The organism is Acinetobacter sp. ANC_7511 (assembly GCF_056779975.1).
The window spans coordinates 198,297-210,368 of the sequence record NZ_JBWYIY010000001.1 but is presented as its reverse complement, the minus strand read 5'-3'; the positions used below and the strand labels follow the sequence as shown (position 1 = coordinate 210,368).

At 37.2% G+C, this 12,072-nt stretch carries 10 protein-coding genes; 4 read left to right on the top strand and 6 right to left on the bottom strand.

Annotation, left to right across the window (positions count from 1 at the left end; genetic code table 11):
• The first annotated feature begins 42 nt into the window (after positions 1–42).
• A complete protein-coding gene (locus AC1M9L_RS01095; RefSeq protein WP_481591079.1) occupies positions 43–1,218 on the top strand; it encodes a sigma-54-dependent transcriptional regulator family protein in 1,176 nt (391 codons plus the stop codon).
• A 201-nt stretch (positions 1,219–1,419) separates the two neighbouring features.
• Here AC1M9L_RS01095 and mdh read toward each other — a convergent pair whose 3' ends face one another.
• The 3 genes from mdh to AC1M9L_RS01080 form a co-directional block, all read right to left on the bottom strand.
• Positions 1,420–2,592 carry an iron-dependent methanol dehydrogenase gene (gene mdh, locus AC1M9L_RS01090; protein WP_035263769.1) on the bottom strand — a complete coding sequence of 391 codons (1,173 nt, stop codon included), beginning with the start codon at positions 2,590–2,592 and terminating at the stop codon, positions 1,420–1,422.
• Between the two features lie 306 nt (positions 2,593–2,898).
• Positions 2,899–3,864 (bottom strand): alpha/beta hydrolase, encoded by a 966-nt coding sequence (locus AC1M9L_RS01085; RefSeq protein WP_481591078.1) that lies wholly within the window; start codon positions 3,862–3,864, stop codon positions 2,899–2,901.
• A gap of 51 nt (positions 3,865–3,915) precedes the next feature.
• Positions 3,916–4,746, bottom strand: coding sequence for an SDR family oxidoreductase (locus tag AC1M9L_RS01080; RefSeq protein ID WP_481591077.1), 831 nt, complete (start codon positions 4,744–4,746; stop codon positions 3,916–3,918).
• 229 nt (positions 4,747–4,975) lie between these two features.
• On the opposite strand from AC1M9L_RS01080, the gene AC1M9L_RS01075 reads away from it, so the two are divergent.
• The 3 genes from AC1M9L_RS01075 to AC1M9L_RS01065 all read left to right on the top strand — a co-directional run bounded on the left by AC1M9L_RS01075 (position 4,976) and on the right by AC1M9L_RS01065 (position 9,268).
• A complete protein-coding gene (locus tag AC1M9L_RS01075; RefSeq protein WP_481591076.1) occupies positions 4,976–7,018 on the top strand; it encodes a hypothetical protein in 2,043 nt (680 codons plus the stop codon).
• A 113-nt stretch (positions 7,019–7,131) separates the two neighbouring features.
• Positions 7,132–8,847, top strand: a complete 1,716-nt coding sequence (locus AC1M9L_RS01070; RefSeq protein WP_481587123.1) for an AAA family ATPase — start codon at positions 7,132–7,134, stop codon at positions 8,845–8,847.
• Positions 8,848–8,899: 52 nt separating this feature from the next.
• A complete protein-coding gene (locus AC1M9L_RS01065; protein ID WP_481591075.1) occupies positions 8,900–9,268 on the top strand; it encodes a 5-carboxymethyl-2-hydroxymuconate Delta-isomerase in 369 nt (122 codons plus the stop codon).
• A gap of 34 nt (positions 9,269–9,302) precedes the next feature.
• Here AC1M9L_RS01065 and thiM read toward each other — a convergent pair whose 3' ends face one another.
• The 3 genes from thiM to AC1M9L_RS01050 all read right to left on the bottom strand — a co-directional run bounded on the left by thiM (position 9,303) and on the right by AC1M9L_RS01050 (position 11,808).
• Entirely contained in the window at positions 9,303–10,175 is an 873-nt protein-coding gene (gene thiM, locus AC1M9L_RS01060) for a hydroxyethylthiazole kinase (protein ID WP_481591074.1), read from the bottom strand.
• 9 nt (positions 10,176–10,184) lie between these two features.
• Positions 10,185–11,345: a hypothetical protein gene (locus AC1M9L_RS01055; protein ID WP_481591073.1), complete on the bottom strand. Its 1,161-nt coding sequence runs from the start codon at positions 11,343–11,345 to the stop codon at positions 10,185–10,187.
• A gap of 199 nt (positions 11,346–11,544) precedes the next feature.
• Positions 11,545–11,808 carry a hypothetical protein gene (locus AC1M9L_RS01050; RefSeq protein ID WP_481591072.1) on the bottom strand — a complete coding sequence of 88 codons (264 nt, stop codon included), beginning with the start codon at positions 11,806–11,808 and terminating at the stop codon, positions 11,545–11,547.
• Between the last annotated feature and the right edge of the window lie 264 nt (positions 11,809–12,072).

Sequence of the window (12,072 nt, the reverse complement as noted above, 5' to 3'; positions counted from 1 at the left end):
AGTACAACATATGCATATTGGGAAATGTTGAGATAATAAGGAATGAACTCAATGCAGACTCTAATCAAGCAAAGACAACAAATAGAAACACTTAGAGAGAAAATCAGTCTTTCAACTGTACAGGCGAAACAACTTGGTCAGCATATTTTAAAGTCTTGGCAAAGATCGAAGTTGGCAGAAATTCCGAAAGAGCGAATGGTAGCGCCGTTGATCACAACGAGTACTGTTGAAAGTCACAGCCTAAATCAAGCATTGAAAATATGTGAACAAGAGTTAAAACATGTTGCACAACAATCATCTATGGTACTTGCGGTAGGCGATATCAACAGCACCATTATTTGGACAGAAGCTAGTCAACAAATGCGTAAGGCTGCAGAACGCGTTCACTTTATTGAAGGCGGTCAATGGCGGGAAGAAGTCGTTGGAACCAATGCTTTAGCATTAACCTTGAAAACTGAAAAATCAAGTTGTGTGTTTTCAAATGAACACTATATGGAGTCTATTCATGATTGGGTGTGCTATGCAGCACCAATTGTTGATCCATTTTCGAAGCAACTCATTGGTGTATTAGATTTATCAACGACATGGGATCATCACAATAGTTTTGGACTACTCGCAGCAGAACGTTGTGCATCTTTAATACAATCAGCATTACTGAATTATCAACGCCAACATTTATTTATTCGTACCTTTGGAATTCCTCAAGTCATATTTAACGGACGTACCTTGGTGGTTACACCTAGACAGATTGAAATTTTGACAATATTGGCATTATGTCCTCAAGGGCTTAGCTTAGATTCGCTTCATCAAGCTTTGTATGGGGAGCGAAAGGTAAGCATGGGAACTTTAAAAGCTGAAATGTCGCAGCTTCGAGATTTATTGGGTGGAATGTTAGGCTCAAGACCCTATAAATTACTGGCTCATATTGAGGCTGATTTCCTCCAAATCGAAAATGCTTTAGACGTTGGATTTATTGATAAAGCTTTACAGCAGGTCAATGGTGTAATGCTCGCAAAAACAGAAAGCCCATTCTTATGTTCTTGGCGAAATTGTTTAGATTCGCGTTTGAGTGAAGCAATTTTTAACTATTGTGATGTTGAGGTGCTTTTAAAATACATTGCACGAAATCCTGATGCAGTTGATGCAATGGAGCGTTTAATGGAGTTGTCACCGCAAGATTATTCAACGCAACAACTTTTACAGCACTATCGTAATTGAGCCGAATTAAAGTAAAACACAACGACCTAAAGCATCTTTTTCATATTGTTAACAACCTTTACTCTCATTTTTTATACCTACAAAAATTTAATCCCGCCATTCCTGATGTAATGCAATATTGAATTCGATTGAGAATCAAAGATTAAAAAAGAGAATCTGAAGTGTATCCGGATTCTCTTTTAGATCTAGCAACTCAAAACTTTACATTGCAGCTTTAAAAATATTGATAACTTGTTGGAGATCTGCTTTACGTGGGTTAGTGAGCATGCAGGCATCTTTTTGTGCATTTTGCGCCATCACTTCTAAATCTTCCTCCTTAACCGAAAGCTCTTTTAATCCTGTTGGAATGCCAATGGACTGAGAGAGGATTTTGATCGCATCAATTGCTGCATATGCAGCTTCATTAATGGTTAATCCTTCAATATTTACACCCATTAATTCAGCTATTTTGGCATAACGATCAGGGCAGGCAATTAAGTTGAACTCACAGACATGAGGGAGTAAAATCGCGTTACATACACCATGCGGAAGATTATAAAAACCGCCTAATTGGTGAGCCATGGCATGTACATAACCTAAAGAGGCGTTATTAAATGCCATGCCTGCCAAATATTGTGCATAACTCATTGCATCACGTGCTTCAATATTCTCACCATTAGCAACCGCAGGACTCAGCCATTGACTGATCATGCTGATGGCTTTTTCAGCACAGGCATCTGTAATTGGATTTGCTGCTGTTGAAACATAGGCTTCGACTGCATGAGTAAGCGCATCCATACCTGTTGCAGCTGTCAATGCTGCAGGTTTTGCGATCATCAGTTTAGGATCATCTATGGCAATGAGTGGAGTGCAACGCCAATCGACGATTGCCATTTTTACATGAGTTTCTGTATTGGTAATAATACAGAAACGCGTCATTTCCGAAGCAGTTCCTGCAGTTGTGTTGATTGCAATAAGAGGTGTCATCGGAACGGTACTTTTATCGATTCCTTCATAGTCGCGAATGTGCCCACCACCTGCAGTCACTAAACCAATACCTTTAGCACAATCATGTGAAGAGCCACCACCTAAAGAAATAATAAAATCACAAGCATTATTATTGTAGGCTTCCACACCATCATGGACATTAATATCAGTCGGATTAGGCTCGGCACCAGCAAATATGTAGCTCTCCACTTGCGCTTCTTTTAAATAGCCAGCGATGATATCTGCGACACCAAATTTGTATAAACCTGCATCAGTCACAATCAGTGCTTTTTTAGCCCCTAAATTTTGAGCTTTGCTTCCAACTTCTTTAGCACTACCTGGTCCGAAAAGTGAAACACAAGGGATATAAAAACCGTTTGTTTGGTCTGCAATATTTTTAAAAGCCATGGTGAGATTCCTTTTACCATTTATTGTTGTGTTCGGTGATATTTACCGTGTTTACAGTATTGGACACTCTTGCGATGATGTGTACCTACCAAATACCAACCCAATTTCTCCATGGCTCAAAACAAGAAACAGCAAGCAAGAAATAATATTTCAAATGGGTGAAAAGGAGATTGGTAGCAAAGGTATGTGAAGCGATGGGGAGGTTGAAGAATAGTAATATTGTATGACCAAGAGAAAGTCTATTCAGCTTGATCATTACACATTAACAATCAAGACCAGTAAAATGAGGTCTTAGATGAACAGAATTTAGAGATTTTTTGAAGCAAGCCAAGCAAAGAGTTGGTCATACACTTGCTGACGAACCAGTTTTTTTGAAAGAACCAAATCATGCAGACCATCTTTAATTGTCATTACAGTGACATCACCTTGTAATTCTTTTGCATATTTTTCAATGGTTTTTACATCTAAAATCACATCAGAGGTCTGAGCATCAATGTTATATTTCTTGGGATTGGTCGTGCGACTTGAGTGCATAACAAGAAGCGGAACTGAAATTTTAGGACCAGATTGGATTTTCTGTTGTGCTTTCACTACAGCACCGATAAAACTCAAATACACTTTGGTGTAGGTTTTAGGTTTAAGCTTGAGATCAAAACTCCATTCACCGTTCAAATTTTCGTGCAAACTCTTCACGTAAAACTTATTTAATTCACTTGGTAATTGCATCAACGGAAATTGCTGAGCTAATTTTGCAATCATTGGAAGCGCATATTTCTTTTTTAATACATTCATATTGAAATCATAAAATGGGCTGTTGGCCCAGATTGCTTTAATCAATGGATGATCAGGGTGTCGAATTGAAAAATAAGTGGCAGTTAAACCGCCTGTAGAATGACCGCATAATAATACCGATTCATTTCCGTCACTTTGAATTGTATTCAATGCGGCATGAATATCTTCATCATATTCGGTTAGGTCTTTCACAAAATAAGGTTTTTGATGCGGAAGTAGTGATCTACCGTATTTTCTAAGGTCAATGGCGTAAAACTGAAAACCTTGGGCATTAAATTTTTTCGCCATTTCTTGTTGAAAGAAATAATCAATAAAGCCATGGATATACAGCACAGCTTTAGTTGATGGAATATCTGATGGACGACGTACTAATGTTGCAATAACCTCACCATCATAATCAGGCGAAAATTTGAAAATATGTTGCTCAAATTTTTCACCTAAAATGTCGGGTTGGTAGTGTAGCGTGGTCTCAGCACTCATTTTTTCGATCATCTATTGATTCATTCCCTGATTCAAAATTGTTTATATTGACTATAAATATTCTTTTAAAAGTTGTTCTGTCTCGTCAAACAATCGCTGAGCTAAACTACGATTTTTCGCATGTGCAGATTGAAAAGCTGGTGTTTGCAAACTTTTGTATTGACCTGTTTTCTTAGACCATTCAGGTGATAACGCAATTTGATGAATAAGATTTGCTGGTTTGTTGGGTGAGATTAAGAACAATTTTAAAGCGCGATATTGATAGTAAGGAAGCTCGCGATAAATTTCGGAATCCACAGCACCTGGATGAATTGCATTACTGGTGATAGATGTACCTCTGAGCTTTTCAGCTAAGGCATGACTAAATAGTAAATTTGCTAATTTACTATTTCCATAGCTGAGTACACCGTTATACTTTTTAACAGAATGAAATTTAAATTGATGTGTGTCAATTTTACCCAGAACATGCATCATGGATGCAAGATGAATGATACGGCCTGAAGGCGCGTTTTGAAGTAAAGGTAATAATTGCATTGTCCACACAAAATGTCCTAGATAATTGACACCTATTTGATTTTCAAAACCATTAGCCGTTTCTTCTAATTTAGGCGTCATTAGACCTGCATTGTTGACCAAAATATCAATCTGTGAATATTTTTCTTTTAAAGTTTGTGCTGCAGATTTGACTTGATTTAGATCATTTAAATCTAATTCTACAATATCAATTTGACCATGACCTTTGGTGCTGATTTCTGCTTTAGCTTTCTGAGCTTTATCCAAATTACGACAGGCAAGTACGACGTGATGACCACTTTCAACAAATTTTTTTGCTGTCGCTAATCCAATTCCTGTATTTGCACCTGTAATCACCACTGTTTTCATTATTGTCTCTAAAGTTCTTAGTATGAGATTGTTTTAATACAGTCAGAGCAGTGAGTCAAACGTACTTTCAAGAAATTTTCATATAATTGTTGCATGATACGAACTGCTTATCTGACTCATACAAAAGTTACAGAATCTGAATAGCACAACTCATTTTAAGATAGAATAATATAGTTATATCGTTGTTATTTTTAAAATTCTTCCAGTCTTTCTTATTTAGGCAAACTGTATGCTGGCGTGTCCTCCGCAAAATCCAAAGCAACGTCATCAATATACTGCACAGGCATTAATTGATCATTGCGATACACTCAAAGCCGTATTTCAGGATCAGTGGTTATATCTATGGACGATTACGCCTGAAAATTTATTCGTAATTGATCAGGAAAATAATAGCTTAGTGATCGCAGATGGACTGCTCACAGTTGAGTGTATCGATGATTATAAAATTCAATTTTATACATCCCACTCAAATGTCGAGATTCAAAAAATTGCGGATTTTATGTTCAATGATTTTAGTTTTATCTTTAATCATAAGGCCTCACATCATTCTCTATATTTAAAAACGAAAGTGCAGTTATTTCGTCAAATGCTGGTTGAAGAAGTCTTTAAATGGGTCGATGGAGAAAATCGTGTTGAACAGTGCCTTTATAATTTGACCGATCAGCAAGCGATGCAGTTAGATCGAATCATGATGCAAAGTGAGTATTATGATGAACCTCATTTGCTGAATTTCAGTCGATTTGGTGCTGAAATACCTTTGGAAGTTGAACTGAATTTTAAACATCTGTGTTTGGTCAATTCAGTCATGGGAGATAATTTTCTTGCAGTGCAAAAATTGATTCCAGTATACGATCGGTTAAGCACTTCAGCAGAATTAATGTTGCCAAAACGGTTATATCGTATGGCACAAATTTCTTTCGAAGAACAATTTAGCTTATCTCAATTGGTAGACTTAGAGCCTGATTTCAATTTACTCAAACAACATAATGAGCAAACACCGCATTTATTAGGTTTTACACGTTGGATCAAACGAGGGTATTGGCAGTATCAAGATATTTTCAATAAACAAAATTTTTTAAATAAAGATGTGCAGTATTGGGTAGAAGATATAGCGCAACAGTCGCCACTGTTTATACACAAAAGAGCAGTGAATTGGTTATTTAAACAAGATTATCTTGTCATCGATTGGGTAAGTGAAAATTTAAAAGATCCCAATATTCGATTGGCTGTCACCGCTTTAAGTTTTGTGGATTGCTCTAAAGTACATCCGCATGTCATACAACTCTCGATTCAATATTTTGAACAGGTTATCGGTCGTTTATTTATTTCTGAGTGTTTACGTATTTCACAGCAACAAGCATGGTTTGAACTATCTGCTGAGCCTCATTCATATGCATTGAATGAGGCACAAAATGCTCAAGATTTTAAAAAATCACAGCCACTCACGGCTTCTATTTTATATCTTAAGGAATGGATGGACTTGTTATGGTCATTGGAACAGCAAGGATTGAGTTCAGTGAAATATGTCTTTAAACGTATTTCTCAAGTGATGCAGTCTTATATGTTGTTTTTAAATGACTTAGTTAAAGATCTACCTGATGAAATCATCAAATTTATTGAGCCCTCAACACAACACCAAACGCATTTTCATTTCTTGATGCTGCAGTATCATATCAATCTAGATGAGTTTAGGCAGCGCTTTAAACATCCAAACTCTCAATATAACCGCAGCAATAGTATTTTTGACTCTTATGTCGCAGATTATCTCATTGATTTTTTTCAACAAGATAGAACTATTTCGAAAAACATGACATGGCCCGCATGGTATCAGCAAGCAATACGTTGGCATCAGCATTTACATTATGTGGATACATTGACGACTTTGAAATTGAGACATGCTGAAAGTCATTGGAAACGAGTATCACCTCAAGCAGTCATGTATACAGAGAATTGGAAATTTGTGGAGTTGAATGAATTAGAGCAAATTATTCAAGAGTCTGTAAATTATAAACATTGCCTGGCTTTATCTTATACCCAAAGAATTATTGATGGTGAATATGTGGCGTTCCATATGTCAAATTTACATGATCCCTCACAGCATTTGACACTCGGTTGTTTTTTTAAATTCGATCAGCTTCATTTTGACCAACTGCGTTTGCCCAATAATGAAGTTGCTGATCTAAAGGTTGTGAGGGAGGCCAAAGAGTTTGTACATCAAGTCAATGAAATGTTGATTTGGAATTTTGGAGATCCGGAACAAATCAACAACTGATGCGCCTTAAATTGACGTATTAACGCGTTAACATGATCACAAGGCTGATTTTTGGCTTAACTTTTTTATGAAATGTCGTTAGGCTATGAGCGTTCAAATTAGGTTAAGCACATATGAAACAAGAAACTGCACTGAAGTTAATGAAAGCAGGAGAAAATGTCTTTTTGACAGGTTCTGCGGGTGCAGGAAAAACGTATACGCTTAATCAATATATTAATTATCTTAAAGCGCGAAAAGTTTCAGTCGCCATTACCGCATCTACAGGCATTGCAGCCACACACATGAATGGGATGACCATTCATACGTGGGCGGGGATCGGGATCAAAGATTTTTTATCAGATGATGATCTAAAGCGCATGAAAGAGCGCAAATATCTTAAAGAGCATTTAGAAAATGCGCAGGTATTGATCATTGATGAAATTTCGATGTTACATGCAAAGCAGCTTAATTTAGTTAATCAAGTGCTCAAGTTTTTTAAAGAGTCTGATGAAGCATTTGGTGGCATACAGGTGATTGCCGCTGGAGATTTCTTCCAGTTACCACCAGTCGGACGCAATGACGAAAAAAATCGAGATAAATTCTGTTTTATGTCCCAGGCTTGGGTAGAAGCGAAATTTCGTGTTTGTTATTTAACTGAACAACATCGACAAGATGACTCAGCCTTGAATGATATTTTGAATGCAATCCGTGCGCAAAATATTCAAGCCGAGCATATTCAAGCTTTACAACAAACGCGTGAGCAAGATATTGGTGAAACATTTACACGTTTGTATACCCATAATATGGATGTTGATGCCATTAATTACCGTCATTTAAATGAGATTGATGGGGATGGTCATCAATTTTGTGCACAAATGGATGGTAATGAAAAATTAATTGAGACATTAAAATCTTCCGTTCGTGCACCAGAAGAATTGACCTTAAAGAAACATGCCAAAGTCATGTTTGTAAAAAACAATTTTGATGTGGGTTATATCAATGGCAGCCTTGGTGAAGTCATTGGCTTTGAAGAAGTAGATGATCACGGGGTATTACCTAAAGTTAAATTAACAGACGGCACTGTTCTGGTGGTCGAACCTGAAACCTGGTCTGTTGATAATGATGCAGGAAAGACAATCGCGAGTTTTTCCCAAGTTCCTTTGCGGTTAGCTTGGGCGATTACTATTCATAAGTCTCAAGGGATGACTTTATCGGCGGCAGAAATCAATTTGGCGAATACCTTTGAAAAGGGTCAGGGCTATGTCGCCTTATCTCGTTTGAAATCTATTGATGGTCTGAGGTTGCTAGGCTTCAATGAGCAAGCATTAGAATTAGACAGTTTAGCAATTAAAGCCGACCGAAGATTTCAAGAACTCTCTGATGAAGCAGAAGCGCATTTTGGTGATGCTGATTTAGAAGCGCAACATAAGGCATTTATTCGGCACTGTGGTGGCACACTCAATGAGCTTGAGATTAGTCGTAATGAGAAAAAAATTGCCAAAAATGCAGGCAAAGCCAATTATGCCACCGCGACTCTCGATGAAACTCGCGAGCTCTTTGAAAATGGTTATGAAATTCAGGATATTGCGGTTGAGCGTGGTTTAACGCCAGCAACCATTATTAACCACTTAGGCAAACTTCATCGTGAGCAGGGCTTAGATATCTCGGTTGCTCATCCTGGGGATGAAGTCGTTGAACAAGTACGTAAAATCTATAAAAAATTACTTAAAAGACAGAGTCCTGAACATTTTGGTGAAGATGGTACGATTAAGTTGCGTCCGATCGTGGAAAATACCAATCCGCGTATGGGCTATGACCAAGTGAGATTAGCCTTATTATTTATTGAATAATGAGTTACGCATTTGAAATTGATTTTTTAACACATAAGCAAAGGGAATTAAGATGCCACAGATGATCGTTGAGTATTCGGATAATATCCAAAATTTAGATGCGCAAGCGTTACTTTTAGGCTTAAACCACGCTTTATTTGATACAGGTCTAGTGGGGCATCCTTCTGATATCAAATCACGTATTCGTGCTAATAGTGATTTCCTGATTGGTTTTGGCGAAGAGCCTCAAGCCTATATTCATGTTCGTTTAGGAATCATGACGGGGCGTAATGAAGAGCAAAAGAATCTTATTTCAGATCGCTTAAATGAGTATCTTCATAGCTTTAATGGTTATCATGCTCAAGGCTTAACGGTTCAATTGATCATTGAGTTGGCTGAAATGCCAAAAGAGCATTATCGTAAAGGTAGAGTTCCGAAGTAAGACTAAAAAGGCTGAAGTGATCTTCAGCCTTTTATTATGCAGCAAAAGTAAGTATTTCGATATCTGCACTATTTTGAATTTTTTCAGCCGAATAGCTATAGAGTTCATCGATAAAAGCGACATTAAAACTTCCGACAGTTTGAGCCTGCGTATAAGCGAGCTTACCTGCGATGGCAAAGTGTACATGGGCAGCAATACAGGCAATGGTTGGGTTTGTTACGCCAGCATAAGCAGCAATTAATGCACCTAAGGCGCATCCTGTAGCGGTAACTTTTGGCTGTAAATGTGAACCTCCATTAATCTTAACCATACATCCATAAGACTTAGAAAGAATAAAATCAGATTCGCCAGAAATTGCGATACATTCAGAGTAATCTAATAAAGTTTTTGCCTGTTCTACTACGGCAGCGCTATCGAGGGTACTGTCTACACCCTTAGATTGATTTTGTTGTCCTGCTAAGCTCCCAATTTCTGAAGCATTACCTCGGATAATGGTGGGTTTAAACCGCAATAAATCATTTGTAATTTCAGTACGCCATGGCAAAACAGCACTATAGCCAACAGGATCTAATACCCAAGGTATATTTTTTTTGTGAGCAGTTTCTGTGGCAATTTTCATTGCGGCAACTTGTTCTGTATGAGGTGTCCCTAAATTGATACTTAAAGCTTGACTAATACCCACGAAACTTTCAGCTTCAAAAGGATTATCAATCATGGCAGGTGAAGCACCAGCAGCTAACAGTACATTTGCGACATAGTTGGCAGCAACCTGATTGGTCATACAATGCACTAAAGGTTGAGTGGTTTTTAACAGATGCCATGCTTCAATGACCTGTTTAAGAATCTCTTGGGTTTGAACCTCAATATCTTTTGGAGCATTTGCTATCAAGTTTTCTGGATGATTCATAGTCGTTCGCTAGCGTGTAAAATAGTGGTCTTGGTGATTACAATTACGACAAATTAAACTGACATAGTCATCTGCGTCATAATCCACAGAAAGTTCATTCGAGCCACAATTCATACAACGTTTTTGTGAGTAAAAATTTAAACGTGGCTCAATTTTACTCCACGATCGCCAAACGGGTTGAAAAAAAATTGATTCATCATAGCCTAGAAAATGAAAAAATAAGATTTCGCTCATTTTACTTAAAGGCAAGTTAGGTAGCCTTGGCAGTGTTGAGGTTTCCCATTTTTCAGCTAAAGAACGTTCACGATATTGCTGTAAGGTCTTTTTTAAAAGGTTGGTATTGATAAAATTTTCATTACGGGCTTGGAGTGCTTTCTGATGGTGCAAATATTCAAGCGCAGTTTGAACTAAATAATAGATTTGACCCACAGCGAGAGAGTCTAATAATCTAAAACAAAAGGTTTGAAAACTCTGATTTCCAGCAATTTGAACGCCCCAAGTACGACAGTAGTATTGCGCAAATTGAATAATTTCTTGGTACAACAGAGTGTAGAGTGCACTTTTCACTTCATCACTATTTTTAAATGGTACACCTTGGCTCAGATTTTCATAAAAGAGCTGACGTAACGCTTGAGTAATACTAAACAAGCTCGGCTCAGAATAGCCGTCAAGACGGACATTAATATAGTATTGATTGAGTTCACTCGAAAAGTCACGTGGGACAAGAATATTGTCTTTCAAAAGTTGTTTCATCAAATAATTTTGAAATAAATAACTTGGGGTAATGGTGTGATATTTAATATTTTCCCAATCAATGAATTCTTGATGTTGGGTATGCTCATGAACTTGTTGATCTAATATTGAGAGTAAAAACAACTTGTGCATAAAGCTCAGTTGATGCAAATCGAGTTCTTGTATGTCCTTATTCTTTGATGCAATTTTACGTTGTTCTTGAATGCGAGTTTCCTGCATCATTTTCTTTCGTTTTGCTGTGCATCGCTCACAATGACAGTTGCGGTTTTCATCTTGAAAGACTTGATGGTGGCAGTGAGAGCATTGATGGAATAGGATTTCTTTATCAAATTCTTCTGCTTCAATAAAGTACATACTGGCCTGACAAAGTGGACAGAAACTACTTTCATCAGCATTTTTTTGGAGAATTTGCAACATAGCAGCACTTTAATTTCAAGATGAAAGAATTATACACACGATTGTTCAACATCGCTTGATTGAGTCAGTATTGAAAGCAAATTTGACTGGTGTTGCGATCAATAAAATAAGCAGGTGAATGCCTGCTTATGTGAAATATATGAATAGATCGAACCGGAAAATCATTTCCTCAAGTGTTAGATCGACCTAGATAGAGGATTTAATAGTTTAAAGGGCAAGGGAGCTCTGAATCGGAAAAATGTTGCATTTTAGCTTGGATCAGTACCTGAGATTTCTTTTGAGATAATCTCTTGATTCCGAGTACATCATAGTTTTTCAATACAGCTGTGACTTCTGATGTTTCAATAGGCATTCCCTCACTGGTTAAAAACGCTGCAATCACGCGATGATCAATTTTAGCAGCATCCATCATCTGCATGGTTTTGATGTTTTCTACTCTGACTATATGGTCCCTGATGAGCATGATTCACCTCATTTATGATTTATAAGTTTTTTGATGATTACCGCTCTTAAACTGAAGCAATAATTATGCTTGAAAATAAAGAAGTGAATTTTTGTTACATTTCTATCGTACTTAGACAAGATATTTGAAACGGGTAATAAAGAAGCAAACTGTTGTTACTACAAATAAATTAAATTGAAAAAAACATGAATAGACCCATATTAAATAGAGCGTCAAACACAGACAATTCGTCAATTTTGACCTATGATCAATTGACTTCACATA

Excerpts from the sequence above, each read along its gene's own strand:
- AC1M9L_RS01095 (WP_481591079.1), top strand. The coding sequence starts at position 43 with ATGAACTCAATGCAGACTCTAATCAAGCAAAGACAACAAATAGAAACA.
- mdh (WP_035263769.1), bottom strand. The coding sequence starts at position 2,592 with ATGGCTTTTAAAAATATTGCAGACCAAACAAACGGTTTTTATATCCCT.
- AC1M9L_RS01085 (WP_481591078.1), bottom strand. The coding sequence starts at position 3,864 with ATGAGTGCTGAGACCACGCTACACTACCAACCCGACATTTTAGGTGAA.
- AC1M9L_RS01080 (WP_481591077.1), bottom strand. The coding sequence starts at position 4,746 with ATGAAAACAGTGGTGATTACAGGTGCAAATACAGGAATTGGATTAGCG.
- AC1M9L_RS01075 (WP_481591076.1), top strand. The coding sequence starts at position 4,976 with ATGCTGGCGTGTCCTCCGCAAAATCCAAAGCAACGTCATCAATATACT.
- AC1M9L_RS01070 (WP_481587123.1), top strand. The coding sequence starts at position 7,132 with ATGAAACAAGAAACTGCACTGAAGTTAATGAAAGCAGGAGAAAATGTC.
- AC1M9L_RS01065 (WP_481591075.1), top strand. The coding sequence starts at position 8,900 with ATGCCACAGATGATCGTTGAGTATTCGGATAATATCCAAAATTTAGAT.
- thiM (WP_481591074.1), bottom strand. The coding sequence starts at position 10,175 with ATGAATCATCCAGAAAACTTGATAGCAAATGCTCCAAAAGATATTGAG.
- AC1M9L_RS01055 (WP_481591073.1), bottom strand. The coding sequence starts at position 11,345 with ATGTTGCAAATTCTCCAAAAAAATGCTGATGAAAGTAGTTTCTGTCCA.
- AC1M9L_RS01050 (WP_481591072.1), bottom strand. The coding sequence starts at position 11,808 with ATGCTCATCAGGGACCATATAGTCAGAGTAGAAAACATCAAAACCATG.